Source organism: Streptomyces yaizuensis (assembly GCF_034961445.1).
Lineage (GTDB): Bacteria > Actinomycetota > Actinomycetes > Streptomycetales > Streptomycetaceae > Streptomyces > Streptomyces yaizuensis.
Genome location: NZ_BSBI01000011.1, coordinates 99,260 through 123,382 on the forward strand (window position 1 = coordinate 99,260; position 24,123 = coordinate 123,382).

At 72.4% G+C, this 24,123-nt stretch carries 25 protein-coding genes and 4 tRNA genes; 21 read left to right on the plus strand and 8 right to left on the minus strand.

Annotated elements, in window-relative coordinates; genetic code table 11:
- The first annotated feature begins 59 nt into the window (after positions 1-59).
- From SYYSPA8_RS24725 to SYYSPA8_RS24780, 12 genes are all read left to right on the plus strand, one after another.
- Positions 60-467 carry an NADH-quinone oxidoreductase subunit A gene (locus SYYSPA8_RS24725; RefSeq protein ID WP_323449509.1) on the plus strand — a complete coding sequence of 136 codons (408 nt, stop codon included), beginning with the start codon at positions 60-62 and terminating at the stop codon, positions 465-467.
- Positions 458-1,189, plus strand: coding sequence for an NADH-quinone oxidoreductase subunit B (locus tag SYYSPA8_RS24730; protein WP_323449510.1), 732 nt, complete (start codon positions 458-460; stop codon positions 1,187-1,189). Before SYYSPA8_RS24725 ends, SYYSPA8_RS24730 begins: the two co-directional genes overlap by 10 nt.
- On the plus strand, positions 1,186-2,595 hold the full coding sequence (locus SYYSPA8_RS24735) for an NADH-quinone oxidoreductase subunit C (RefSeq protein WP_323449511.1): 1,410 nt from the start codon (positions 1,186-1,188) through the stop codon (positions 2,593-2,595). The genes SYYSPA8_RS24730 and SYYSPA8_RS24735 overlap by 4 nt, the downstream gene beginning before the upstream one ends.
- A complete protein-coding gene (locus SYYSPA8_RS24740) occupies positions 2,592-3,560 on the plus strand; it encodes a complex I subunit 1/NuoH family protein (RefSeq protein WP_323449512.1) in 969 nt (322 codons plus the stop codon). The genes SYYSPA8_RS24735 and SYYSPA8_RS24740 overlap by 4 nt, the downstream gene beginning before the upstream one ends.
- 2 nt (positions 3,561-3,562) lie before the next feature.
- On the plus strand, positions 3,563-4,276 hold the full coding sequence (locus SYYSPA8_RS24745; RefSeq protein ID WP_323449513.1) for a NuoI/complex I 23 kDa subunit family protein: 714 nt from the start codon (positions 3,563-3,565) through the stop codon (positions 4,274-4,276).
- 14 nt (positions 4,277-4,290) lie between these two features.
- Positions 4,291-5,031, plus strand: coding sequence for an NADH-quinone oxidoreductase subunit J family protein (locus tag SYYSPA8_RS24750; RefSeq protein WP_323449714.1), 741 nt, complete (start codon positions 4,291-4,293; stop codon positions 5,029-5,031).
- Positions 5,031-5,420 carry an NADH-quinone oxidoreductase subunit NuoK gene (nuoK, locus tag SYYSPA8_RS24755; RefSeq protein ID WP_323449514.1) on the plus strand — a complete coding sequence of 130 codons (390 nt, stop codon included), beginning with the start codon at positions 5,031-5,033 and terminating at the stop codon, positions 5,418-5,420. Before SYYSPA8_RS24750 ends, nuoK begins: the two co-directional genes overlap by 1 nt.
- Positions 5,417-7,420, plus strand: coding sequence for an NADH-quinone oxidoreductase subunit 5 family protein (locus tag SYYSPA8_RS24760; RefSeq protein ID WP_323449515.1), 2,004 nt, complete (start codon positions 5,417-5,419; stop codon positions 7,418-7,420). The genes nuoK and SYYSPA8_RS24760 overlap by 4 nt, the downstream gene beginning before the upstream one ends.
- Positions 7,421-7,447: 27 nt before the next feature.
- Positions 7,448-9,124 carry a complex I subunit 4 family protein gene (locus tag SYYSPA8_RS24765; RefSeq protein ID WP_323449715.1) on the plus strand — a complete coding sequence of 559 codons (1,677 nt, stop codon included), beginning with the start codon at positions 7,448-7,450 and terminating at the stop codon, positions 9,122-9,124.
- Positions 9,125-9,126: 2 nt separating this feature from the next.
- Positions 9,127-10,701, plus strand: coding sequence for an NADH-quinone oxidoreductase subunit N (locus SYYSPA8_RS24770; protein ID WP_407706081.1), 1,575 nt, complete (start codon positions 9,127-9,129; stop codon positions 10,699-10,701).
- A 237-nt stretch (positions 10,702-10,938) separates the two neighbouring features.
- A complete protein-coding gene (gene htpX / locus SYYSPA8_RS24775; RefSeq protein WP_323449517.1) occupies positions 10,939-11,799 on the plus strand; it encodes a zinc metalloprotease HtpX in 861 nt (286 codons plus the stop codon).
- The gene (locus tag SYYSPA8_RS24780) at positions 11,796-12,197 is read left to right on the plus strand and encodes a YccF domain-containing protein (protein ID WP_323449518.1); all 402 of its coding nucleotides are present in this window, start codon (positions 11,796-11,798) and stop codon (positions 12,195-12,197) included. The genes htpX and SYYSPA8_RS24780 overlap by 4 nt, the downstream gene beginning before the upstream one ends.
- Positions 12,198-12,219: 22 nt before the next feature.
- Here the strand turns inward: SYYSPA8_RS24780 and SYYSPA8_RS24785 are convergent, their stop codons facing one another.
- From SYYSPA8_RS24785 to SYYSPA8_RS24795, 3 genes are all read right to left on the minus strand, one after another.
- Complete coding sequence (locus SYYSPA8_RS24785; RefSeq protein WP_323449519.1) at positions 12,220-12,954, minus strand: alpha-ketoglutarate-dependent dioxygenase AlkB family protein; 735 nt, start codon at positions 12,952-12,954, stop codon at positions 12,220-12,222.
- A complete protein-coding gene (locus SYYSPA8_RS24790; RefSeq protein ID WP_323449520.1) occupies positions 12,951-13,502 on the minus strand; it encodes a methylated-DNA--[protein]-cysteine S-methyltransferase in 552 nt (183 codons plus the stop codon). Before SYYSPA8_RS24790 ends, SYYSPA8_RS24785 begins: the two co-directional genes overlap by 4 nt.
- A 160-nt stretch (positions 13,503-13,662) precedes the next feature.
- Complete coding sequence (locus SYYSPA8_RS24795) at positions 13,663-14,151, minus strand: YajQ family cyclic di-GMP-binding protein (protein WP_323449521.1); 489 nt, start codon at positions 14,149-14,151, stop codon at positions 13,663-13,665.
- 200 nt (positions 14,152-14,351) lie between these two features.
- On the opposite strand from SYYSPA8_RS24795, the gene SYYSPA8_RS24800 reads away from it, so the two are divergent.
- Positions 14,352-14,433, plus strand: a tRNA-Tyr gene (locus tag SYYSPA8_RS24800).
- A gap of 920 nt (positions 14,434-15,353) precedes the next feature.
- On the opposite strand, the gene SYYSPA8_RS24805 is transcribed toward SYYSPA8_RS24800, so the two are convergent.
- The 3 genes from SYYSPA8_RS24805 to SYYSPA8_RS24815 form a co-directional block, all read right to left on the minus strand.
- Entirely contained in the window at positions 15,354-15,854 is a 501-nt protein-coding gene (locus tag SYYSPA8_RS24805) for a GyrI-like domain-containing protein (protein ID WP_323449522.1), read from the minus strand.
- 71 nt (positions 15,855-15,925) lie between these two features.
- Complete coding sequence (locus SYYSPA8_RS24810; protein ID WP_323449523.1) at positions 15,926-16,582, minus strand: NAD(P)H-binding protein; 657 nt, start codon at positions 16,580-16,582, stop codon at positions 15,926-15,928.
- Positions 16,583-16,659: 77 nt separating this feature from the next.
- A complete protein-coding gene (locus tag SYYSPA8_RS24815; RefSeq protein ID WP_323449524.1) occupies positions 16,660-17,880 on the minus strand; it encodes an amidohydrolase family protein in 1,221 nt (406 codons plus the stop codon).
- A 429-nt stretch (positions 17,881-18,309) separates the two neighbouring features.
- Here SYYSPA8_RS24815 and SYYSPA8_RS24820 point away from each other — a divergent pair.
- From SYYSPA8_RS24820 to SYYSPA8_RS24845, 6 genes are all read left to right on the plus strand, one after another.
- A tRNA-Thr gene (locus tag SYYSPA8_RS24820) sits at positions 18,310-18,382 on the plus strand.
- Between the two features lie 48 nt (positions 18,383-18,430).
- A tRNA-Met gene (locus SYYSPA8_RS24825) sits at positions 18,431-18,503 on the plus strand.
- Positions 18,504-18,600: 97 nt separating this feature from the next.
- Complete coding sequence (gene rpmG / locus SYYSPA8_RS24830; RefSeq protein ID WP_003948671.1) at positions 18,601-18,765, plus strand: 50S ribosomal protein L33; 165 nt, start codon at positions 18,601-18,603, stop codon at positions 18,763-18,765.
- Positions 18,766-18,871: 106 nt separating this feature from the next.
- A complete protein-coding gene (locus SYYSPA8_RS24835; protein WP_323449525.1) occupies positions 18,872-19,324 on the plus strand; it encodes a MaoC family dehydratase N-terminal domain-containing protein in 453 nt (150 codons plus the stop codon).
- Positions 19,324-19,752: a MaoC family dehydratase gene (locus SYYSPA8_RS24840; protein ID WP_323449526.1), complete on the plus strand. Its 429-nt coding sequence runs from the start codon at positions 19,324-19,326 to the stop codon at positions 19,750-19,752. Before SYYSPA8_RS24835 ends, SYYSPA8_RS24840 begins: the two co-directional genes overlap by 1 nt.
- Positions 19,753-19,838: 86 nt before the next feature.
- On the plus strand, positions 19,839-20,894 hold the full coding sequence (locus tag SYYSPA8_RS24845) for a UDP-N-acetylmuramate dehydrogenase (protein WP_323449527.1): 1,056 nt from the start codon (positions 19,839-19,841) through the stop codon (positions 20,892-20,894).
- A gap of 24 nt (positions 20,895-20,918) precedes the next feature.
- Here SYYSPA8_RS24845 and SYYSPA8_RS24850 read toward each other — a convergent pair whose 3' ends face one another.
- Entirely contained in the window at positions 20,919-21,965 is a 1,047-nt protein-coding gene (locus SYYSPA8_RS24850) for an adenosine deaminase (protein WP_323449528.1), read from the minus strand.
- 182 nt (positions 21,966-22,147) lie between these two features.
- A complete protein-coding gene (locus SYYSPA8_RS24855) occupies positions 22,148-23,374 on the minus strand; it encodes a pyridoxal phosphate-dependent aminotransferase (protein WP_323449529.1) in 1,227 nt (408 codons plus the stop codon).
- Positions 23,375-23,638: 264 nt separating this feature from the next.
- On the opposite strand from SYYSPA8_RS24855, the gene SYYSPA8_RS24860 reads away from it, so the two are divergent.
- Both SYYSPA8_RS24860 and secE read left to right on the plus strand, forming a co-directional pair.
- Positions 23,639-23,711: transfer RNA gene (locus SYYSPA8_RS24860), tRNA-Trp, on the plus strand.
- A 108-nt stretch (positions 23,712-23,819) separates the two neighbouring features.
- Positions 23,820-24,098 carry a preprotein translocase subunit SecE gene (secE, locus tag SYYSPA8_RS24865; protein ID WP_323449530.1) on the plus strand — a complete coding sequence of 93 codons (279 nt, stop codon included), beginning with the start codon at positions 23,820-23,822 and terminating at the stop codon, positions 24,096-24,098.
- Positions 24,099-24,123 lie beyond the last annotated feature (25 nt).

Consider the following 24,123-nt stretch of genomic DNA (forward strand, 5'->3'; position numbering starts at 1 on the left):
CCAGGCAGGGAGCCTGGTGGGCCGGGGGATCTGCACAGGTCAGGGAGCGAGGGGCGGACGTGCCGGAACCGACCGTGGCCGTGCTCGCGGCCGACCACACCGAGTACTACAACAGCTACTCGGCGGTCGGGCTGCTCGCGGTGATCGGCGTGCTCTTCGTCGCGGTGGCGTTCGGCGCGGGCCGGCTGCTGCGGCCCGTGGTGCCCACGCCCGAGAAACTGCTCACCTACGAGTGCGGAGTGGACCCCGTCGGCGAGGGCTGGGCGCACACCCAGGTCCGCTACTACGTCTATGCCTTCCTCTATGTGATCTTCGCGGTGGACTCGATCTTCCTCTTCCCCTGGGCCACGGTCTTCGCCGCTCCGGGCTACGGCGCGACCACCCTGGTGGAGATGTTCATCTTCCTCGGCTTCCTGGCCGTGGGACTGCTCTACGCATGGAAGAAGGGCGTCCTGGCATGGACGTGACCCCCTCGCCGGACTCCTCCTCGCCGGGCGCCCCGGTGCCGGCGGCCGCTCCCGCCGCGCCGGCGGGCTCCGGCCCGGTGCCGCTGCCGGAGCCCCAGCGGCTCGGGGTGCTCTCCCGGCTCGCCCCCGAGCCGATGAAGGTGGTCCTGAACTGGGGCCGCCGCTACAGCCTCTGGGTCTTCAACTTCGGCCTCGCCTGCTGCGCCATCGAGTTCATCGCCGCCTCGATGGCACGCCACGACTTCATCCGGCTCGGGGTGATCCCCTTCGCGCCGGGGCCGCGCCAGGCCGATCTCATGATCGTCTCCGGGACCGTCACCGACAAGATGGCCCCGGCCGTCAAGCGGCTCTACGAGCAGATGCCCGAGCCCAAGTACGTCATCTCCTTCGGCGCCTGCTCCAACTGCGGCGGGCCCTACTGGGACTCGTACGCGGTCACCAAGGGCGTCGACCAGATCATCCCCGTCGACGTCTACGTGCCGGGGTGCCCGCCCCGCCCCGAGGCGCTGCTCCAGGGCATTCTGAAGCTCCAGGAGAAGATCGCCCGGGAATCGCTCGGCGAGCGGTACGGCGCCACCGGCCGGGCCTCCGCCGGACAGCTCCGCAGCGGCCTGGTCACCCCGCCCCCGGCTCCGGCGCCTGTGTCTGTGCCGTCCCCGGAGCCTGTGCCGTCCCCGGACCCGCCTGCCGCGCCCGGTGCGGAGAAGGAGGCCGGGCAGTGAGCGTGTACGACAGCCTCCCGGACGGCGTCACCGACGTCTTCGGCCCGGACGCCACCGCCGAGTACGCCTACGACCTCCTCACCGTCGATGTGCCGGCCGGCTCCTGGATCACGGCCCTGGAAACCGCCCGTGACGCCCTCGGCTGCTCCTACTTCGACTGGCTGAGCGCGGTGGACGAGCCGGGTACGGGCTTTCGGGTCTGCGCCCACGTCGTCTCCCCGGCGGTGGGCCGGGTGCGCCGGCTGCTGCTCCGTACGACGGTTCCGCACGAGGCCCCCGCGCTCCCGACCGCCATCGGCGTCTACGCGGGCGCCGGCTGGCACGAGCGGGAGACCCACGAGATGTTCGGCGTCGACTTCACCGGCCACCCGCACCTCGTGCCGCTGCTGCTGCCGGAGAGCTTCGAGGGACATCCGCTGCGCAAGGACTTCGTCCTCGCCGCCCGGGTCGCCAAGGCGTGGCCCGGCGCGAAGGAGCCGGGCGAGTCCGAGCACGGCGGGCCCAAGCGGCGTCAGATGCTGCCGCCGGGCGTGCCCGACCCCAACGAGTGGGGCCCGCTCAAGGGCCAGCTGCCCCCGGCCCCGGCCCGCCCGGCCCGCGCCCCCCGCGCCGCGGCCGCCGCCGGGGACCGTCCCGTGCGCCGCGCCCGGAGCGTGAGCGAGGGTTCCGCGAGCCAGGCCGCCCCGGAGACGCCGGCCGCCGGGGAGCGTCCCGTACGCCGGGTCCGCAGCGCGAGCGACGGCTCGGCGAGCCGGCCGGCCCCGCCGCGCCGCACCCGCAGCGCCGCCGAGGGCTCCGCGAGCCAGGCCGCGCCGCCCCAGGACACCCCGGCACACGCACCGGAACCGGGCTCGGGCGCGGGCCCGGGTTCGCCCGGCCTGAGCCGGGCCGACGGCACCACTGAGGCCACCGGAACCACTGAGGCCACCGGAACCACTGAGGCCACCGGGACGACCGAGACCAACGGGACGGCCGAGGCCCCCAAGGACACAGGGGCGACCGGGAGCGCGGGGCCCCAGGGACCCGCCGCCGAGCCCCGGCCCGGTGCGTCGGACGCCCCGTGGCACCACGCCCGCCCGGCGTTCGACACCCCCGTGCCGGGGACGGCGCAGGAGCGGAACGGCCCGTCCGCCCCCGAGCCCGCCGGCCCCGCCGAGCCCACCGATGCCGGACCTTCCCACACACGGGACGGAAGCGGCACGAAGCCGGACCCCGAAGGCCGCCCCGAACCATCGGACCGGGACAAACCGGAGAACCAGGACGGCCCCGAAGCCGAGGCCGAAGCGGTCAAGGCGGCCGAAGCGGTCACAGCGGCCGAACCCGCGGACCAGGGCGTGACCGCCGGGCCCGATGACACCGACGAGCACCCCAGACCCCACGACCCCGCCGGAGGCGACCCCGCGTGAACGACGCTCTCGACGTCGCCCTACGGCTGCTCGTCGTCTTCGCCGTCTTCCTCGTCCTCCCGCTCGTCATCGGGCAGACCGAGCACAAGGTGATGGCCCATATGCAGGGCCGCCTCGGCCCCATGTACGCGGGCGGCTTCCACGGCTGGGCGCAGCTGGTCGCCGACGGTGTGAAGTTCGCGCAGAAGGAGGACGTGGTCCCGGCCAACGCCGACCGCCGTGTCTTCCAGCTCGCGCCCGCCGTCGCCCTGCTCCCCTACCTCCTCGTGCTGGTCGCCATCCCGATCGGCCCCGGTGAGGGCATGGTCGGCCAGGTCATCGACGCGGGCATCTTCTTCGTCATGGCCGTCATGGGCGCGGGCGTCCTCGGCTCGCTGATGGCGGGCTGGGCATCGGCCAACAAGTTCTCCCTCCTCGGCGGCCTGCGCACCGCGGCGCAGCTGCTCGCGTACGAGCTGCCGATGCTGCTCGCCGCCGCGTCGGTCGCCATGGCGGCGGGCACGGTCTCGCTCCCCGGCATCCTGGACGCCTTCGAGTGGTGGTGGATCCCCTGGCAGATCACGGGGGCCCTGGTCTTCTTCGTGGCGGGCCTGGCCGAACTCCAGCGTCCGCCCTTCGACATGCCGGTCGCAGACTCCGAGATCATCTTCGGTGCCTACACCGAGTACACGGGTCTGCGGTTCGCGCTCTTCCTGCTCGCCGAGTACGCGGGCATCGTCGTCCTCTGCGGTCTGACCACCGTCCTCTTCCTGGGCGGCTGGCACGGCCCCTGGGGCGCCGACGGCCTCGGCTGGGTGTGGACCCTGCTCAAGACGGCCGTGCTCGCCTTCGTCGTCATCTGGCTGCGGGTGAGCTATCCACGGATGCGCGAGGACCAGTTGCAGAAACTCGCCTGGACCACCCTGGTCCCGCTCGCTCTCGCCCAGATCGCCCTGACCGGCGTCGTGAAGGTGGTGACTTCCTGATCATGTCTCCCATCCCCGGCTCCGGACTGGCCAAGGGTCTGGCCGTCACCCTCCGCACGATGACGCGGAAGACCGTCACCGCGCAGTACCCGGACGTCCAGCCCGACCTTCCGCCCCGCACCCGCGGCGTGATCGGCCTGTTCGAGGAGAACTGCACGGTCTGCATGCTCTGCGCCCGTGAGTGCCCCGACTGGTGCATCTACATCGACTCCCACAAGGAGACGGTCCCCGCCGCCGCCCCCGGCGGCCGCGAGCGCAGCCGTAACGTTCTCGACCGTTTCGCCATCGACTTCTCCCTCTGCATGTACTGCGGTATCTGCATCGAGGTCTGCCCCTTCGACGCGCTCTTCTGGTCGCCGGAGTTCGAGTACGCGGAGACGGACATCCGCGAACTCACCCACGAGCGGGACAAGCTCCGCGAGTGGATGTGGACGGTGCCCGCGCCGCCCGCGCTCGACCCCGCCGCCGAGGAGCCGAAGGAGATCGCCGCCGCGCGGAAGGCCGCCGACAAACTGGCCGCCCAGGCCGCCACCGAGGCCGAAGCCGCCGCTGACGCCGCTGCCCAGGCCACCGCCGAGCAGCCCGCCGCCGGGCAGCCCGCCGCCGGGCAGTCGGCCCAGGACACCCGGCCCGCCCAGGACACCCCGGCGGGCCAGGACGCGCCCACGGACCGGCCCGGCCCGGACGTGCCCACCGCCGAGGAGGGCCCCGCATGACCGGCGCAGCAGCCATGGCCGGTGCGACCGGCGTGACCGGCGCGACCAGCACCGCCGGGACGGCCGTGACGACGCTGGCCGCCGAAGCCCCGGGCTTCCTCTCGCCCACCGGTGTCGAGATCACCTTCCTCCTCGTCGGCCTCGTCACCTTCGGCGCGGCCCTGATGACGGTCACCACCCGCCAGCTGGTGCACGCCGCCCTCTGGCTGGTGGTCGCCCTCGGCGGCCTCGCCGTCGAGTACCTCCTCCTCACGGCCGAGTTCATCGCCTGGGTCCAGGTCCTGATCTACGTCGGCTCCGTGGTGGTCCTCCTCCTCTTCGGACTGATGCTCACCAGGGCACCCATCGGCCCCTCCCCGGACGCCGACTCCGGCAACCGCTGGATCGCCGCAGGCGTCGCCGGAGCCGCCGCCACCGCCCTGGTCTGGGTGGTCGTGGACGCCTTCCGGACCACCTGGATCGACCTCGAAGGCCCGGTCCAGGGCTCCACCGAGGTCACCGGCGCCATGCTCTTCCAGCACTGGGTGCTGCCCTTCGAGGCGCTGTCCGTGCTGCTGCTGGCCGCGCTCGTCGGAGCGATCGTCCTCTCCCGCAAGCGCGCCGAGGACCGCCTCCCCGCACCCACCCGGAGCACCGCCGCACCCACCCGGGGCACCGGCACCCCCGCTCGGGGCACCGCCGCCACCGAGGACCCGGCCGCCCCCGCCCGGGACGGCGGCTCCGGCCCGGCCGCCGACTCCGAGGGAGAGCGCTGATGCACCTCGCCTACCCCGCCGTGCTCAGCGTCCTCCTCTTCTGCACCGGCATCTACGGCGTCCTCGCCCGCCGCAACGCGATCCTCGTCCTGATGTCCGTCGAGCTGATGCTCAACGCGGTCAACCTCAACCTCGTCGCCTTCGACGTCTGGCTCCGCGACGCCCTCCACTCCGGCCAGGCGCTCACCCTCTTCACCATCGCCATCGCCGCCGCCGAGATCGGCATCGGCCTCTCGATCGTCCTGATGGTCTACCGCAACCGCGGCACCTCCGACATCGACCGGCTCCGGGACACCGCCGAACCCCCCGGTGGCCCCGACGGCACCCCCGACGACCCCGGCGCGGCCGCCCCGGCGCAGCGGACGCAGAAGGCTGAGGCCACCGCGTGACCACCACGACCCTCGCCGTCCTCGTCCCCCTCCTTCCCTTCCTGGGCGCACTCGCCGGCCTCGCCGCCGGCCGCACGGCCCCCGGTTTCGTCCGGCCGCTCGCCATCGTGCCCACGCTGGCCTCGGCCGTCCTCGCGGTCGTCGTCGCCGTGCGCCAGGGCGGCGGGGAGACCGTCGACGCGGCCACCCGCCTCACCCCCACCGGCTCGGTCCCCATCGACCTCGCCCTGCACATCGACGGCTTCGCCGCCCTGGTCGCCGTCCTCGTCGCCGTGGTCGCGACCTGTGTGCAGATCTACTCCACGGCCTATCTCCGCGACGACCCCCGCTACCCCTCCTACGCCGCTCTCGTCTCCCTCTTCACCGCCGCGATGCTCCTCGTCGTCTACTCCGGCGATCTGATGGTGCTGCTGGTCGGCTGGGAGATCATGGGCATCTGCTCCTACTTCCTCGTCGGCCACTACTGGGAGACCCCCGAGGCGCGCGCCGCGTCCCTGAAGGCGTTCCTGGTCACCAAGTTGGGCGACGTCCCCTTCCTGATCGGTCTCTTCGCTCTCGCCACCGACGCCGGGACCTTCCGGATCAGCGGCGTCCTGGACGCCGTCGCCGAGGGGCGGATCGAGCACCCCACCCTGGTGGCGCTGCTCCTGCTCGCCGGTGTGGCGGGCAAGTCGGCCCAGTTCCCGCTGCACACCTGGCTCCCCGACGCGATGGCCGGCCCCACCCCCGTCTCCGCGCTCATCCACGCCGCGACCATGGTCGCGGCCGGTATCTACTTCGTGGCCCGGCTGCTGCCCGTCTTCGCCGCCTCCCCGGCCGCGCTGACGGTCCTTGCCGTCATGGCCGCCGTGACCATGGTCGGCTCGGGTCTCGCCGCCCTCGCCCAGGACGACATCAAACGCGTCCTCGCCTACTCGACCATCGGCCAGCTCGGCTACATGGCGGGCGCGCTCGCCGTCGCCGACCGGGGCGCGGCCGTCTTCCACCTCCTCACCCACGGGGCCTTCAAGGCCCTGCTGTTCCTCGCCGCCGGTGTGGTCATCCACGCCGCCGGCACCAATTCACTGGCCGCCATGGCCCGGATGAGCGGCCTGGCCCGGCGCATCCCCGACGCCTACTGGACGATGACCGTCGCCCTCCTCGCCCTCGCCGCGATCCCTCCCTTCGCCGGCTTCTTTTCCAAGGAGGCCGTCCTGGTCGCCGCCGAGCACACCGCGCTCGGCGACTCCACCGCGGCCCCCACGGCCGCCGGCTGGACCGTCCTCGTCGCCGGCCTGCTCGCCGCCCTCCTCACCGCTGCCTACGCCACCCGGCTCTGGCTGCTCGCCTTCCGGGGCCACGGACCCGAGGCCCCCGACCACGGCCGCGAACCCCTCGCGATGACCGGTGTGCTCTGGCTGCTCGCCGTCCCCTCCCTCGGACTCGGCCTCACCTTCGGCTACCTCGACGACTGGTTCGACAGCCACCCCCTCGAACCCACCCTGGTCACCGCCGTCCTCGGCACCGGGGCCGGCCTGATCGGCGGGGTCCTCACCTACGGCGCCTGGCGCGGCCTGCGCGCCCGGGACGGCGACCGCTTCCCCCTGGGCGCGACCGTCGCCCACCCGGACGCCCCGCCGTCCGTCGTGGAGGCGGAGGCCGTCGAGTCCCACACCCCGGTGTACGGCTCGATCGCCTCGGCCCCCGACCCCACCGACCCCGGGCGGCTCCTCCTCGGCCCCCTGCACCGCCACGCCGCGTCCGGCTTCCACCTGGACGCCGTCTACCACGCGGCCTTCGTCCGCCCCGTGCTCGCCGGCGCCGAACTGGTCCGCTTCCTCGACCGCGAGGTCGTCGACACCTATGTACGCGGCGCCGGCGCCGGCACCCAGTGGCTCGGCCGGCTGGTGCGCCGCGCCCAGACCGGCAATGTGCAGACCTATCTGAGCGTGCTGCTCGCGGGCTCCGTCGTCCTGGCGGTCGCCGTCGTCGTCCTGTCCAATGTCAACGCCGGATCGTGAGCCGTGATCGATATCAGCGAGTCCGTGATGCAGTTCCTTCTCGCGTTCATCGTCGCCGGCCCGCTCATCGGGGCCGTGGCCGCGCTGCTGCCCGCCCCGCCGGGGCTGCGCGGGAAGAACCCCGACCAGGCGGTCCTGCGCCACGGCGTGACCGTCACCGGCGCGGTGCTCGCCGCGGTCATCGCCCTGGTCATCGGGTTCGACCATGACCAGCCGTCGAAGATGCAGGCCACGACGGACATCAGCTGGATCCCGGCGCTCGACGTCCGGATCCACCTCGGTGTCGACGGCATTTCCCTCCCCCTCCTGGTCCTGACGGCGCTGCTGACCTTCCTCTGCGCGCTCTACAGCTACTACCGGATGCCAAAGGGCCCGTCCCCCAAGGCGTTCGTCGCCCTGCTGCTGGTGCTGGAGTCGGGGACGCTGGCCACCTTCGCCGTCCTCGACCTGCTGCTCTTCTTCCTCGCCTTCGAGATGGTGCTCATCCCGATGTACTTCCTCATCGGGCGCTGGGGCGGCGCGGAACGCGGGCCGGCCGCCATGAAGTTCATCCTCTACACCCTGCTCGGCTCCGTCGTCATGCTGCTCGGTCTCCTTCTCATCGGGCTGAAGAGCGGCACTTTCGACATGGTGGCACTCGCCACTGACAACGGCCGGGGCCTCACCGCGTCCACGCAGGTCATCGCCGTTCTGGCGATCGGCATCGGCCTCGCCGTGAAGACCCCGATGTGGCCGCTGCACAGCTGGCTGCCCGACGCCCACACCGCCGCCCCGACCGTCGGCTCCGTCCTCCTCGCGGGCGTCATGCTCAAGATGGGTACGTACGGATTCGTCCGGATCGTCCTGCCCATCGCCCCCGACGGCATGCGGACCTTCGCCCCCTACCTGGCCGCCTTCGCCGTCGTCGGCATCATCTACGGCTCCCTCGCCTGCCTCGCCCTCGCCCGGGAGGGCGCCAGTGGCGACCTCAAGCGGCTGATCGCCTACTCCTCCGTCGGCCACATGGGCTTCGTCCTGCTCGGCATCGCGACCATGACCCCCACCGGCGTCAACGGCGCGCTCTTCGCCAACATCGCCCACGGACTGATCACCGCCCTCCTCTTCTTCCTGGTCGGAGCGGTCAAGGAGCGCTACGGCACCGCCGACCTGGACACCCTCGCCGGAGCCACCGGCGCCGCCCTCTACGGCCGGGCGCCCCGCCTCGGCGGGCTGCTCGCCTTCGCCGCCGTCGCCTCGCTCGGACTGCCCGGCCTCGCCGGGTTCTGGGGCGAGATGCTGGCCCTGTTCGGCGCCTTCGACCCGGCGGACGGCCTGAGCCGCCCCGCCTTCCTCACCTTCATGGTCATCGGCGGCTTCGGCACCCTGCTCACCGCCGCGTATCTGCTGATCGTGGTCCGCCGCGTCTGCATGGGCGCCCACCGGGCCCCCGCCCCGGCGGCCCCCGCGACCGGCACCTCCGGGCCCGCGACCGGCGCCCCCGCGCCCGCCGCACGAACCGGAACCGGAAGCTCTCCCGCCACGGCGGCCGCCACCGAAGCGACCGGGGCCGGCGAGGCCGCCGAACCCCCGGATGTCCGCGCGTACGAGCTGGCCGCCTGGTCCCCCCTCGTCGCCCTCACCGTCCTCGCCGGACTCTGGCCCGCGGTCCTCCTCGGCCTCACCGACCCGGCCGTGCAGCAGCTGCTCGCAGGAGGCAAGTCGTGATCATCACCGACGGCGGTGCCCCCCTGGTCACCGCGGACGGGACCGTGAGCGTCGTCCAGTCCGTCGACTGGCTCGCGATCGCGCCCCCCACCATCACGGCGGTCGTCGCGCTCGCCCTCCTCGTCGCCGACCTCTTCGTCCCCGAGCGCCACAAGCGCTGGCTGGGCGCCGGAGCCGTCGTCGGACTCGTCGCCGCGATCGCCTCCCTCGTCCCGCTGCGGGACGGCGAGAGCCGTACCTTCTGCCTCACCGGTGACACCGACACCTGTAGCTACACCGCCGACCACTTCGCGCTCGCCGTCCAGCTCCTCGTCCTCGGCGGCGCGCTGATCACCGCACTGCTGTCGCTCCACCGCGTCCACCGCGAGTACCCGGTGGGGGAGTACTGGTTCCTGCTGCTCGCCTCCGCCGCCGGCGCGGCCCTGCTGCCGGCCTCCCGCGACCTCGCCACCCTGGTCGTCGCCCTGGAGGTCGCCTCGCTGCCCGCGTTCGCCCTCGTCGGCCTGCGCCGGGGCGACCGGCTCTCCAGCGAGGCGGCGCTGAAGTTCTTCCTCTCCTCCGTCACCGCGACCGCCGTCACCCTGCTCGGCGTGAGCTTCGTGTACGCCGCCACCGGCAGCATGCACCTCACCCGCATCGCCGCCGAGCTGGGCAGCGTCCCCGGCCAGCTGGACACCCTCGCCAAGACGGGCGTGGCGCTGACCCTCGTCGGCTTCGCCTTCAAGACGGCCGCCGTCCCCTTCCACTTCTGGGTCCCCGACACCTATGTCGGCGCCCCGCTGCCCATCGCGGCCTTCCTCTCCGTCGTCGGCAAGGCGGTCGGCTTCTCCGGGCTGATCCTGGTGACCGTCGTCGCGTTCCCGGGGTACGCGGACGTGTGGGGCCCCGCCGTCGCCGTGCTCGCCGCGATCACCATGACCGCCGGCAACGCGGCCGCCCTGCGCCAGGACCCCGACCGTCCGCGCAGCGCCGTACGCCTCCTCGCCTGGTCCTCCGTCGGCCAGGCGGGGTACCTCCTGGTACCCATCGCCGCCGCCGCGTACTCCAGCGACGACCAGGTCGGCGCCACCGTCGCGTACGCCCTCATGTACGCGGTCGTGAACCTCGGGGCCTTCGCGGTGGTGGCCCTGGTCGCCCGGACGAAGCCGCTGAACCGGATCTCCGACTACCGGGGGCTCGTCTCCTCCAGCCCGCTCGCCGCGCTCGCCCTCGCCTTCTTCCTGCTCTGCCTCGCCGGGCTGCCCCCGGGGATCATCGGGCTCTTCGCCAAGGTCACGGTCTTCTCCACCGCGGTCGACGCGGAGCTGGGCTGGCTGGCGGTCGTCATGGCGGTCAACGTGGTCGTCGCCCTCTTCTACTACCTGAAGTGGACGGCGGTGCTCTTCCGCGCCCCGGCGCCGGACACCGGGGACGCCGCACCCCTGCCGAAGACGGCCGACGGCACCGCTCCGGCGGCGGACACGACCGTCGCGGCCCCCGCCCTGACCCTGGCCATCGCCCTGACCGCAGTCGCCTCGGTGGCGCTCTCCGGCTACCCGGAACTCGTCCTCCGCTTCGCTGCGACCAGCCTTTTCTGAGGTTCCCCTGCCCTCCCGGCGGCAGCCCTCCGCCCCCGGGAGGCCCCTGGGAGGCCCTCGGGAGGCCCCGGGTGGCCGCCGGCGCGTGGCCCGGATCACCCGAACGGCCGCCCCCGTCCCCGCGGCCGCCGGGGAACTGAGGCCCTTCGCCTGGCGTTGACCAGTACAGAAGGGTCCACTGGAGAGTGGAGCACCACAGCGAAGGGTTCCTCTGCCGCACCATCTGGAGGGCGTACCGTGCACCGCCGGCACAATGGGCTGAAGACCGCCGTACTCCTCGGCGGACTCTCCGCCCTCATCCTCGTCATCGGCAGCTTCTTCGGCCGTACGGGGTTGATCATCGCGTTCGTCATCGCCCTCGGCACCAACGCGTACGCGTACTGGAACAGCGACAAGCTGGCGCTGCGCGCGATGCGCGCCCGCCCGGTGAGCGAGTTCGAGGCCCCGGGGCTCTACCGCATCGTCCGGGAGCTCTCCACCTCCGTCCGCCAGCCCATGCCCCGGCTCTACATCTCGCCCACCCAGGCGCCCAACGCGTTCGCCACCGGCCGCAACCCGAGGAACGCGGCGGTGTGCTGCACCGAGGGCATCCTGCGGATCCTGGACGAGCGGGAGCTGCGCGGAGTCCTCGGCCATGAGCTGAGCCACGTCTACAACCGGGACATCCTGATCGCCTCGGTCGCCGGAGCCCTCGCCTCCGTGGTGATGTTCCTGGTGAATTTCGCCTGGCTGATTCCCATCGGCCGGTCCGACGACGACGGCCCCGGCATCCTCGGGATGCTCCTGATCCTCATCCTCGGCCCGGTGGCCGCCTCGATCATCCAGCTCGCCGTGAGCCGCTCGCGGGAGTACGAGGCGGACGCCTCGGGCGCCAGGATCACCGGCGACCCGCTCGCCCTCGCCAGCGCCCTGCGCAAGCTGGACGCCGGCACGAAGCAGCTGCCGCTCCCACCGGAGCCCCGCCTGGAGACGGCCAGCCACATGATGATCGCCAACCCCTTCCGGCCGGGGAAGGGCTTGTCCAAGATGTTCTCCACCCACCCGCCGATGGCGGAACGCATCGCCCGGCTCGAACAGATGGCAGGTCCTCGCACATGAAGACCGTTCTGAACGTCATATGGCTCGTCCTGTGCGGCTTCTGGATGTTCCTGGGGTACATGCTCGCGGGCGTGCTGCTCTGCATCACGATCATCGGCATACCCTTCGGCCTCGCCGCCTTCCGGATTGGCGTCTACGCCCTGTGGCCCTTCGGCTACACCGTGGTCGACCGCCGGGACGCCGGCGCCCCCTCCTGCGTGGGCAACGTGCTCTGGCTCGTCCTCGCCGGCTGGTGGCTGGCGCTGGGGCACGTCGTCACCGGCATCGTCCTCTGCCTGACGATCATCGGCATCCCGCTGGGCATCGCCAACTTCAAGCTGATACCCGTCTCGCTGCTGCCCCTGGGCAAGGAGATCGTGCCCACGGACAACGCCTCCAGCCCCTTCGCCTCCCGCTGACCCCGCGTGCCGCCGGGCGCGCTCAGCCCGGCAGCCCGGTCTCCCGCAGCGTGATGTTCAGCCGCCCGCCCCGCATCCCCGTCCCCGGGACGGCCGTCCCCGGATACACCTTCGGCACCCCGTGGTACGCCAGCCGGGCCGCCCCGCCGAAGACGAAGAGATCCCCGGAGGCCAGCTCCACATCGGTGTACGGGCGCCCCCGCGTCCGGGTGTTGCCGAACCGGAAGACACAGCGGTCGCCGACGCTCAGCGAGACCACAGGAGCGCTGGAGCGCTCCTCCCGGTCCTGGTGCAGGCCCATCCGCGCGGCGCCGTCATAGAAGTTGATCAGAGCCGTGTCCGGGGCGTACGCGCTGTCCCCGGCCTCCCCGTACACCGCCGCCAACGCCTCACGGCCCCACGCCGCCAGCCACGGGGGGAACGGCGCCACCCGGGCCCCGTTCACGTCGTCCGCCGTACGCGAGTAGCGGTACGGCTGCCAGTGCCACCCCAGGCACACCGTCCGCACCGACATCACCCCGCCACCCGGCAGCACCGTATGCCGTAGAGGCACCGGCCCCCGCGCCCACTCCCGGCACGCGTCGACCAGCCTCCGCTGCCGCTCGACCGAGAGCCACCCGGGCAGATGCACGGCACCGGGAGCGACCTCGACCGGCACCCCGGGCACGGGCCCTTGCTGCGGCAGCGGGAAGAGCCCGTCCGCCGCGATGTCCTCCCGGGACTCCCGGGACTCCTGACGCTCCTGGGGGCCGGTCATGACCCCAGCGCACCCTCCAGCGCCAGCAGCCGCTCCTTGCGCTCCAGACCACCCGCGTAGCCCCGCAGCGCCCCGTCCGCCCCGATGACCCGGTGACACGGGCGCACCACCAGCAGCGGATTCCGGCCGATGGCCGTCCCCACGGCTCGCACCCCCGCCGCCGATGTGCCGACCCGCCGGGCGATCTCCCCGTACGACACGGTCGTCCCGTACGGAATCTCCTCCAGCACCCGCCACACCCGCCGCTGGAACGCCGTCCCGCCCCCGTCGGCGTACGCGATCCCGAAACGGGACCGCTGCCCCGCGAAGTACTCCGCCAGCTGCCCGGAGATCTCCGCGAAGGCACCGGGGGCCTGCCGCGCACCGTCCCCGACGACGGCCCCGCCCTTCTGCCCCGGCAACGACAGCGACGCCAGGGCCACCCCACCGGGCGCGTCCGGAGCCTCCTCGCCCACCAGCAGCAACGCGCCCAACGGGCTGTCGACGGTCGTGTACACCGCCCCGGCGGTGATCCCGGCGGTGATCCCGGTGGTGATCCCGGCGGTCATGGCTCGTCCCTCTCTCGCGCTCCGGGGCGCCGTACGCCCCACGCTTCGAGTCTGCGCCGCGCCGGCCGCCGGCGCTGGCGGGTTTCGGACATCACTCCCGCCCTCGCTCCCGGACGGCCCACGGCCCCGGCGGCACCGGTCCCTGGGCCGTCCGCCCCGCTCAGCGGTAGTTGACGAACTGGAGCGCGAAGTCGAAGTCCTGCGACTTCAGCAGCGCCTGCACGGCCTGGAGATCGTCCCGGCTCTTGGAGGTGACCCGCAGCTCCTCGCCCTGCACCTGCGCCTTGACACCCTTCGGACCCTCGTCCCGGATGATCTTCGCGACCTTCTTCGCGTTCTCCTGCGAGATGCCCTCGGCGATCGTCGCGAAGATCTTGTACTCCTTGCCGGACAGCTGCGGCTCACCCGCGTCCAGCGCCTTCAGCGAGATCCCGCGCTTGACCAGCTTGGTCTGGAACACATCGAGGATGGCCAGAACCCGGTCCTCGGTGTTCGCCTGCATCAGGATCTTCTCGCCGGACCAGGAGATCGACGCTCCGACGTTCTTGAAGTCGTACCGCTGGGTGATCTCCTTCGCGGCCTGGTTGAGGGCGTTGTCGACCTCCTGCCGCTCGACCTTCGAGACGATGTCGAAACTGGAGTCGGCCATGTCCTGTGGCTCCTTGTATCGGGTGCGTGGAGAACGGCCGGAGTCCCCGAACCGCTCAGGCCGCAAGCCTAGCCACCCGCGCCACCTCCAACGGCTGATCAATCCGGTGGCGGAGCATCCCCGGTCATCAGGTATCGTTTACGTCGTCGCCAGGGAGCGCCACCGACAGGTGGAGCGCCACCCCGGTGGCACCATCCCATGGCGGTGTGCCCGAGTGGCCAATGGGAGCGGACTGTAAATCCGTCGGCTTAGCCTACCCAGGTTCGAATCCTGGCGCCGCCACGCGATAAGAACGGCCCCGGTCAGCGTTTCAGCTGACCGGGGCCGTTCTGCATCCCCCGGTGGTGTCAGCTCTGGCCCCTGCCGCAGACCGCAGACCTGGCACCGGTCCCCGTGTAAACGCTTCACTCCGGCCGCGAGCCCGGCGTCGCCGTCGATCCGCGAGACCTCCGTCCTGCGCCGCGAGGCGGGTCCCGTCGTCCCGGCCCGCTCCTCCCCGGTCTCCTCCCCGGCCCCTTGCGCGAAGGCGTCCGGGGCGCCGGAAGCGCTGTCGTAACCGGTCAGTCCCAGCCGTTCCATCAGCGCGGCGTGGTCGACATCGGCGAGGTACACCTCCCGCAGGGCCGCGACCGCGCCCGCGCGGACAGCCGGGTCGTCCAGCAGCCGAGCAGCCTGCTCGGTCATGCCTCCCTCGGGGTCGAGCCTGTCGAACGTCGACGCGAGGGATCGGGGCTCCTGCTCCGGCGGGATCCCGTACACGTCCCACAGCCGGCTCGTCCGCAGATGCCAGAACGGGTACTCGGGCGTCACCGAGGAATCGGGATGCCCGAACGGATGCCCGAACTCGGCCAGCAACTCCGCCGCCTCCTCACGGAACTGATGCCACGGGGCCAGTCGGGGCTGACCTCCGGCGATTTTGGAGATACCCCACAACAGCGTCAGCGGCTTGTGCCGACTGTGCCAAGACCGAGGAGCACGTTCGAGAGCGTCGGCCGCCGAGAGGTCCCGATTGCCGCGGGCCTCGGTCCAGGACCAGTCGACCCGGTGGTCCTCGGCGCTCAGATCCAGGACGGCCAACTCGTAGGGTCCCTGTCCCGGGACGAGCGCAGCACCATCCCGACACGCAGTTGCCTGCCCACCGGGCCTCCCCCGAAGAACTCGTCCGCGCGTCGATCCTGCCAGGTCGCCCAGGCGACCCTCGCTCAGTCCGCCAGGCGGAACGACAGCTCGGTCTCCCACTTGTTCGGGTCGGGTTCCACCCGGGGGTCCGTGAGGTAGGACTCCAGCCGGCAGCCCCAGTGCTCCACCCCGTCCGGCGTCTCCGTCAGGTCCCAGGCGAGGCCCTGCCGGGCGGCCCAGGTGCGGAGTTCGTCCGCCACGTCGAAGAGTTGGTCCGGGTGGCCGGTGAAGCGCAGGGTCGCGTAGCGGCCCCCGGGGAGGGTGCCCGTGCGGATGTCTCCCTCCGGGGGCGGGAGGGTCGTCACCGGGACGCCCGCCTCCACGTCCGATTCGCCCGTCAGGTCGACCGTGTGGAAGCGGAAGAAGGGCGCCCCGGCGAGGGCGGAGCCCTGGGTCGTCACCCAGGTGACCAGTTCGCCGAAGCGGTGGGCGATCGTGTCGAAGGCGTCCATCCGGACGGAGTCGCGGATGGACGCGTAGGGGCGTTCGCCGTGTTCTTCGATCACGGGTTCGATGGTGTGCATGGGTGTCCTCATATCAAGGGGGACCGGTGGGGCGGGCCGGGCTCATCGGTGCCCCGCCGGGACCCGGGTGGTCAGTTGCCCGCGATGTCCCTGACGGCCACCGCGACCGGGACCGAGCCGCTGATCAGTTCCAGCGTCAGACCGGCGGTCGCCGGGGTCTCCAGCAGCTCCGACAGGACCGCCGCCACGTCGTCCCGGGGCACCGGTCCCCGGCCCGTGGACGCCTCCAGACGGACCAGGCCGGTGCCGGCGTCGTCCGTCAGCATTCCCGGGCGCAGGATCGTCCATTCCAGGGCGGCACGGGCCCGTACGGCGTCGTCGGCGGCTCCCTTGGCGCGCTGGTAGGCGTCGAAGACCTCGTCGCCCTCCCGGTCCGCGTCCGCGCCCATCGACGACACCACCACGAAGCGGCGCACCCCCGCCAGCTCCGCCGCGTCGGCGAAGAGCACGGCGGCGGCCCGGTCCACCGTCTCCTTGCGGGCGGCGCCGCTGCCCGGGCCCGCGCCCGCGGCGAAGACGGCCGCGTCCGCGCCGCGCAGGGCGGCGGCGACGTGGTCCACCGAGGCGGACTCCAGGTCCAGCACGACCGGTTCGGCGCCGGCCTCCCGCAGATCCGCCGCGTGGTCCGGGTTGCGGATGATTCCCACCGGCTCGTGCCCGCCCGCCGAGAGCAGCCGCTCCAGACGAAGGGCGATCCGGCCATGTCCTCCAGCGATGACAATGCGCATGCCTTCGACCGTACGTCCGATGGCGCCGGCCCGCCCCGGCTTTGGCCGCGACACGGGCCGCTCCGGCTCCGGACAGGTCAGGGCCGGCCCTGCCGGGGCAGCTCCAGGGCCACCGCCACCGCCGAGTCGCAGTACTCCCGTACCGCGCTGGTCCGGGCCACCACCCGCCCCCGGTGGACGACGATCCGGCTGTACGCGAGCGAGAGCACGCCCGGGAGCCGCTCCCCGCGCACGGCCAGCAGCTCCGCCGGGAACCCGGCCTCCACCCGGACCTCCGGCAGCCCCATGGCCTCCCGGGCGGCCGGCCCGACCGCGTCGTACGCCTCCTGGGCCCGCAGCCCCGCCTGGGAGGCCAGCAGATAGGCCGCCTCCAGCGGGTCGCCCCGGCCCACCGGGTTGGACACGTCCCGCAGCGCCCCGCCGCCCGCGGCGACCCGTACCCCCGCCGAGCGCAGCAGCCGTACGGGCGCGCTGCCCCGGTGCTCCAGGGCGCCGCAGCCGCCCTGGGGCAGGCAGATCACGGTCACTCCCGCCGCCGCCAGCTGGTCGGCGGCCCGGGACGCCTTGTCGCGGGGGAGCCGGGCCAGCCCGGCGCAGGGCCCGATCGCCACCCGCGCCCGCAGCCCGCCCGCCATCGCCGCCAGCCGGGCCAGCCGCGCCGGGTCGTCACCGTGCGTGTGCAGATCCACCAGGCAGCCGTGCTCCGCCGCCACCTCCAGGACGGTCTGCACATAGCCGGTGGGATCCGGATCCGTGTCGGGACAGCCGCCGACCACCGCCGCGCCCATCCGCACCGCGTCCCGCAGCATCGCCAGACCCTCCGCGCCCGCGACGCCGGTGAGCAGCCGGGGCACGGCGACGGCCGTCAGATCGGCGAGCCCCCGCAGCGAGCGGCGCGCCTGGAGCACCGCCGCCAGCGGTCCGAGGCCCTGGACGGGTCCGATGCGTACGTGGGAACGCAGCGCGGTGGCCCCGTGCCCGAGTTGGAGCAGCGCCGCCTCGGTGGCCCGCCGCTGGACGTCGTCGCCGGCGTACGAGACGGGGCCCGCGGTCTCCGCCGTGAGCGCCGTGTCGCCGTGCGCGTGGGGCTCCGCGGGCGCGGGCAGCAGCAGATAGCCGCTGAGGTCCACCCGGGCGGAGTGGGCGGCGAGGCTGCCCGCGGTGCCGACGGCCTCGATGCGCCCGCCGCTGAGCCGTACGTCGACGGTGCGGCCGTCGGTGAGCCGGGCGCCGCACAGCAGCAGCGCGGTGGTGTCGGCGGTCGCGCCGTCGGACGACTGCGGCTGACTGTCGGGCATCGCGCTCCTGCGGGGGCGGTCGGGACCGGGGCCGCGCGGGGGAGAGGAAGATCACGCAGCCTGGGCCGAGCCTAGGGGCGGTCCGCGCGCGCCTCAGGGAAGAGCGAAATAGTCGTACCGGTGAGCCGGGGCGTGCGCTCCGGCACGCCCGGCAGGCGCGCGGGCCCGGCAGTACGGCAAGAAGCACGACAAGAAGCACGACAAGAGGCACGGCAAGAGGCACGGCAAGAGCACGACAGGGAATCGGCGCGTTCGGAGCCCGGCACGCCCGGGCCGGAGCCGGAGTCCCACCTGCCCCGACGGCCCCGCGGCACCCCTCCGTGCCGGGCTCCGGACGACCCCGCGGGGCCGCTGAGGGTCATGCCGGACAGGGGCGCAGGAAACGGATTTGGGCGATCGGCGAGGGACCGTGTAATGTCTTCATCGCTCGCCCCAATAGCTCAGTCGGTAGAGCGTCTCCATGGTAAGGAGAAGGTCTACGGTTCGATTCCGTATTGGGGCTCTGGTAGCGGTGATCCTCCGTCTTCGGGCGGAGGGGATCCGATATCAAAGCGGTGTAGCTCAGTCGGTAGAGCAAGCGGCTCATAATCGCTGTGTCACCGGTTCAAGTCCGGTCACCGCTACACACAGTAGCCGATTGTGGGGTCGGTCCTCCGATCGGCTACTCTCTTATGCGTTCATAGCTTTAACCCGTCCCAAGTCCGTCCAAGGAGCACTCACGTGGCTGCCACCGACGTCCGCCCGAAGATCACGCTGGCCTGCGTGGAGTGCAAGGAGCGGAACTACATCACCAAGAAGAACCGGCGTAACAACCCGGACCGTCTTGAGATGAAGAAGCACTGCCCGCGCTGCAACGCGCACACTGCGCACCGCGAAACGCGCTGATCACAGGCTCGTATGCGAGGCCGTCCCCGATCTTCGGGGACGGCCTCGCGTCGTTTCACCCCAGTTTCAGTCAGCCCAGTCAGTCCAGCAGGAGGGGAGTCCTCTCATGGCGCTCGACCAGTCCTTCGTGGGGCGGAGCTATCCGCCCACCGAGCCCTACGAGGTCGGCCGGGAAAAGATCCGGGAGTTCGCCGAAGCGGTGGGGGACGACCACCCCGCGTACACCGACACGGACGCCGCCAAGGCGCTCGGTCACCCCGATGTGATCGCTCCCCCGACTTTCGCCTTCGCGATCACTTTCCGCGCGGCCGGAGTGGTCATTCAGGATCCCCTGCTGGGGCTGGATTACGACCGGGTGGTCCACCGCGAGCAGAAGTTCGCGTACACCCGCCCGGTGCGCGCCGGAGACCGGCTGAGCGTCGTTTCCACCATCGAGAGCATCAAGAGCCTCGCGGGCAACGATGTGGTGGAGATCCGTGGCGAGGTCCACGACGAGACCGGTGACCACGTGGTCACCGCCTGGACCAAGCTGGTGGCGCGCGCCGCCGAGGAGGCGTGATGACGGCGAGGATCTCCTACGCGGACGTCGAGGTCGGCACCGAGCTGCCCGCCCGGACCTTCCCTGTGATACGCGACACCCTGGTCCGGTACGCCGGGGCCTCGGGCGACTTCAACCCCATCCACTGGAACGAGAAGTTCGCCGTCGGGGTCGGGCTGCCGGACGTGATCGCCCACGGCATGTTCACCATGGCCGAGGCCGTCCGCGTGGTGACCGACTGGACCGGTGACCCGGGTTCGGTGGTCGAGTACGGCGTGCGCTTCACCAAGCCCGTGGTGGTCCCCAACGACGGCACGGGCGCGCTCATCGAGGTCAGCGCCAAGGTCGGGGCCCTCCTGGAGGAGAACCGGGTCCGGGTCGACCTGACCGCGACCAGCGGCGGCGAGAAGGTGCTCGGGATGGCCCGCGCGGTCGTCCGCCTCGCCTGAGCCCTCCGGAGCGGGGTGTCCGGTCCCGGCGGCGCGCCCGGGACCGGCCCCCGGTCCCGCCGGGAGCGGACCGTACCCTTGAGCCCGTGCAGGAACTCCACGACGCCCCCCTCGCCCCCCTGACCACCTTCCGGCTCGGCGGCCCGGCCACCCGGCTGATCACCGCGACCACCGACGACGAGGTGATCGCCGCCGTCCGCGCGGCCGACACCGCGGGGACCCCGCTGCTGGTCATCGGCGGCGGCAGCAATCTGGTCATCGGGGACAAGGGCTTCGACGGCACCGCGCTGCGGATCGCCACCCGGGGCCTGCGGCTCGACGGCACCGAGCTGGAGCTGGCCGCCGGCGAGGTGTGGACCGACGCCGTCGCCCGTGCCGTCGCCGCCGGGCTCGCCGGGATCGAGTGCCTGGCCGGCATCCCCGGCTCGGCCGGCGCGACCCCCATCCAGAACGTGGGCGCGTACGGCCAGGAGGTCTCCAGCACCATCACCGAGGTCGTCGCCTACGACCGCCGCGAGGACACCACCGTCGTCCTCACCAACGCCGAGTGCGGCTTCTCCTACCGGCACAGCCGCTTCAAGGAGCACCCCGGCCGCTATGTCGTGCTGCGGGTCCGCTTCCGGCTGGAGGACGCGGGCGGCCGCTCAGCGCCCGTCCGGTACGCGGAGGCCGCGCGGGCCGTCGGCGTCGGGCCCGGCGAGCGGGCCGGCCTCGCCGGGGTACGGGCCGCCGTGCTGGCGCTGCGCGCGGGCAAGGGCATGGTCCTGGACCCGGCGGACCACGACACCTGGTCCGCGGGCTCCTTCTTCACCAACCCGATCCTGACCGACGAGGAGTACGCGGCCTTCACCGGCCGGGTGCGCGCCCGGTTCGGGGCGGACATCGCCGCGCCCGCGTACCCGGCGGGGGAGGGGTTCACCAAGACCTCGGCCGCCTGGCTGATCGACCGGGCGGGCTTCGCCAAGGGGTACGGCACCGGGCCGGCCCGGATCTCCACCAAGCACACGCTCGCGCTCACCAACCGGGGCGGGGCCACCACCGAGGATCTGCTCGCCCTGGCCCGGGAGGTCGTCGAAGGCGTCCGGGACGCCTTCGGGATCACTCTGGTCAACGAGCCGGTGACGGTCGGCGTCGAACTCTGAGGCCCTGAGGCCCTGAGTCCCGGTTCAGGACGGGACGGGCACCGCCGGGGCCTCGTCCGCCAGCCAGTCGTCGATCCCCGCCAGCAGCCGCGCCCGCGTGTCCCCGGGCGCCGCCGAGCCGCGTACCGACTGCCGGGCCAGCTCCGCCAGCTCCGCGTCCGTGAACGCGTGGTGCCGCCGGGCGAACTCGTACTGCGCGGCCAGCCGGGAGCCGAAGAGCAGCGGGTCGTCGGCGCCCAGCGCCATCGGCACCCCCGCCTCGTACAGCGTCCGCAGCGGCACGTCGCCGGGCTTCTCGTACACCCCGAGCGCCACATTGGACGACGGGCAGACCTCGCAGGTGATCTGCCGCTCGGCGAGCCGGCGCAGCAGCCGGGGGTCCTCGGCCGCCCGCACCCCGTGGCCGATGCGGGACGCGTGCAGGTCGTCCAGGCAGTCCCGGACCGAGAAGGGGCCGGTCAGCTCGCCGCCGTGCGGGGCCGCCAGCAGCCCGCCGCCGCGCGCGATCGCGAAGGCACGGTCGAAGTCCCGCGCCAGGCCCCTGCGTTCGTCGTTGGAGAGGCCGAAGCCGACGACGCCCCGGTCCGCGTACCGGACGGCCAGCCGGGCGAGGGTGCGCGCCTCCAGCGGGTGCTTCATCCGGTTGGCCGCCACCAGGACCCGCATCCCCAGCCCCGTGTCGCGGGAGGCGCTCTCCACCGCGTCCAGGATGATCTCCAGCGCCGGGATGAGCCCGCCGAGCAGCGGGGCGTACGAGGTCGGGTCGACCTGTATCTCCAGCCAGCCGGAGCCGTCCTTGAGGTCCTCCTCGGCGGCCTCCCGCACCAGCCGGCGGATGTCGTCGGGGGAGCGCAGGCAGGAGCGGGCGATGTCGTACAGCCGCTGGAAGCGGAACCAGCCGCGTTCGTCGGTGGCGCGCAGCTTGGGCGGCCGGCCGCTGGTCAGGGCGTCGGGCAGATGGACGCCGTACTTGTCGGCCAGTTCGAGCAGGGTGGCGGGCCGCATCGATCCGGTGAAGTGCAGATGCAGATGCGCCTTGGGCAGCCGGGTTACGTCACGTACGTGCTCCATCCCAGGATCTTGCCGTATGTCCGGCCCGGGGCGTAACCGGATTCCCCGATCGGGCCCTTGCCCGTACACGCGTCCGGATGAGCGTCCGGATGTGTGTACGGATGCGTGTACGGATGTGCGCCGGCCCCGGGAGCCGCCCTGACGGGGGCTTCCGGGGCCGTACGAGCGCCGGGGTGAAACGATCAGGCGTTGGCCTCGGCGAGCAGCTTCTGGAGCCGGGACACGCCCTCCACCAGGTCCTCGTCGCCCAGCGCGTAGGACAGCCGCAGATAGCCCGGCGTGCCGAACGCCTCACCCGGGACCACGGCCACCTCGACCTCGTCCAGGATCAGCGCGGCCAGCTCCACCGAGGTCGCCGGGCGCTGCCCGCGGATCTCCTTGCCCAGGAGCGCCTTGACCGAGGGGTAGACGTAGAACGCGCCCTCGGGCTCCGGGCAGACGACCCCGTCGATCTCGTTGAGCATCCGCACGATGGTCCGGCGGCGGCGGTCGAACGCCTCCCGCATCTCGGCCACCGCGTCCAGGCTGCCGGTGACCGCGGCGAGCGCCGCGACCTGGGCCACGTTCGAGACGTTCGAGGTGGCGTGGGACTGGAGGTTGGTCGCGGCCTTCACCACGTCCTGGGGGCCGACGATCCACCCCACCCGCCAGCCGGTCATCGCGTACGTCTTCGCCACACCGTTGACCACGATCAGCTTGTCGCGCAGCTCGGGCACGACCGCGCCGATCGCGGTGAAGGAGGTGTCGCCGTAGACCAGGTGCTCGTAGATCTCGTCGGTGAGGACCCACAGGCCGTGCTCGACGGCCCAGCGGCCGATCGCCTCGGTGTCCTCACGGCTGTAGACCGCGCCGGTCGGGTTGGACGGGGAGACGAAGAGCACCACCTTCGTGCGCTCGGTGCGCGCCGCCTCCAGCTGCTCGACGGAGACCCGGTAACCGGTCGTCTCGTCGGCCACGACCTCGACCGGGACGCCGCCCGCGAGCCGGATCGACTCGGGGTAGGTGGTCCAGTACGGGGCCGGGACGATGACCTCGTCGCCCGGGTCCAGGATCGCCGCGAACGCCTCGTAGATCGCCTGCTTTCCGCCATTGGTGACCAGGACCTGCGAGGCGTCGACCGCGTAACCGGAGTCCCGCAGGGTCTTCTCGGCGATGGCCTTCTTCAGCTCGGGCAGGCCGCCCGCCGGGGTGTAGCGGTGGTACTTCGGGGTGCGGCAGGCCTCGACGGCGGCCTCGACGATGTAGTCCGGCGTGGGGAAGTCGGGCTCGCCCGCGCCGAAGCCGATCACCGGGCGCCCGGCGGCCTTGAGGGCCTTCGCCTTGGCGTCGACGGCGAGGGTGGCGGACTCGGAGATCGCACCGACGCGGGCGGAGACCCGGCGCTCGGAGGGAGAGGTAGCAGCGCTCATACCGTCCATGGTCCCAGACGCGGGGCGGGCCCGGCACAGGAGTTCCGGCCCCCGGACAGCGGGCCCGACGGCCGCCCCCGCGGGGCCGGTTCCCCCTCGTCCGCCGACCCCTGCGACCCCTCTTCCAGCAGGCCGGACGGGGGGTGGCCGAAGCCGCCCCGGAGGATTCTGTTCGACGCGGGGCCCGTGAACACGTACACTCACTCGTCGTTGGCCCACAACACGACCACTTCTCCGGATGAGGTAGGTTGTGGGACACCACAAAGGGTCGTAGCTCAATTGGTAGAGCACTGGTCTCCAAAACCAGCGGTTGGGGGTTCAAGTCCCTCCGGCCCTGCTACACACTCCTTCGCCAGGCTGTGTGCGCATGTACGTAGATTCATTGAACCGCCGTGCGGCGTCACCGGGCGCGGCACGGCCACGACCCGGGATCAGGTGAACCAGCGTGACGGACGCCGTAGGCTCCATCGACACACCTGACGCCGAGGACGCAGCTCCTCAGAAGTCCCGCAAGGGCGGCAAGCGAGGCAAGAAGGGCCCTCTGGGCCGCCTCGCCCTCTTCTACCGGCAGATCGTCGCCGAGCTGCGCAAGGTCGTCTGGCCGACGCGCAACCAGCTGACGACGTACACCACAGTGGTGATTATCTTCGTCGTCATCATGATCGGTCTGGTGACCGTGATTGACTATGGATTCCAGGAAGCCGTCAAGTACGTCTTTGGCTGATCCCGCGAAGGGTGCCGGCCACGGG

Coding starts and splice junctions, on each gene's coding strand:
- SYYSPA8_RS24730 (WP_323449510.1), top strand. CDS start 458: ATGGACGTGACCCCCTCGCCGGACTCCTCCTCGCCGGGCGCCCCGGTG.
- SYYSPA8_RS24745 (WP_323449513.1), top strand. CDS start 3,563: ATGTCTCCCATCCCCGGCTCCGGACTGGCCAAGGGTCTGGCCGTCACC.
- SYYSPA8_RS24750 (WP_323449714.1), top strand. CDS start 4,291: ATGGCCGGTGCGACCGGCGTGACCGGCGCGACCAGCACCGCCGGGACG.
- nuoK (WP_323449514.1), top strand. CDS start 5,031: ATGCACCTCGCCTACCCCGCCGTGCTCAGCGTCCTCCTCTTCTGCACC.
- SYYSPA8_RS24765 (WP_323449715.1), top strand. CDS start 7,448: ATGCAGTTCCTTCTCGCGTTCATCGTCGCCGGCCCGCTCATCGGGGCC.
- SYYSPA8_RS24780 (WP_323449518.1), top strand. CDS start 11,796: ATGAAGACCGTTCTGAACGTCATATGGCTCGTCCTGTGCGGCTTCTGG.
- SYYSPA8_RS24785 (WP_323449519.1), bottom strand. CDS start 12,954: ATGACCGGCCCCCAGGAGCGTCAGGAGTCCCGGGAGTCCCGGGAGGAC.
- SYYSPA8_RS24790 (WP_323449520.1), bottom strand. CDS start 13,502: ATGACCGCCGGGATCACCACCGGGATCACCGCCGGGATCACCGCCGGG.
- SYYSPA8_RS24795 (WP_323449521.1), bottom strand. CDS start 14,151: ATGGCCGACTCCAGTTTCGACATCGTCTCGAAGGTCGAGCGGCAGGAG.
- SYYSPA8_RS24805 (WP_323449522.1), bottom strand. CDS start 15,854: ATGCACACCATCGAACCCGTGATCGAAGAACACGGCGAACGCCCCTAC.
- SYYSPA8_RS24810 (WP_323449523.1), bottom strand. CDS start 16,582: ATGCGCATTGTCATCGCTGGAGGACATGGCCGGATCGCCCTTCGTCTG.
- SYYSPA8_RS24815 (WP_323449524.1), bottom strand. CDS start 17,880: ATGCCCGACAGTCAGCCGCAGTCGTCCGACGGCGCGACCGCCGACACC.
- SYYSPA8_RS24835 (WP_323449525.1), top strand. CDS start 18,872: ATGGCGCTCGACCAGTCCTTCGTGGGGCGGAGCTATCCGCCCACCGAG.
- SYYSPA8_RS24840 (WP_323449526.1), top strand. CDS start 19,324: ATGACGGCGAGGATCTCCTACGCGGACGTCGAGGTCGGCACCGAGCTG.
- SYYSPA8_RS24850 (WP_323449528.1), bottom strand. CDS start 21,965: ATGGAGCACGTACGTGACGTAACCCGGCTGCCCAAGGCGCATCTGCAT.
- SYYSPA8_RS24855 (WP_323449529.1), bottom strand. CDS start 23,374: ATGAGCGCTGCTACCTCTCCCTCCGAGCGCCGGGTCTCCGCCCGCGTC.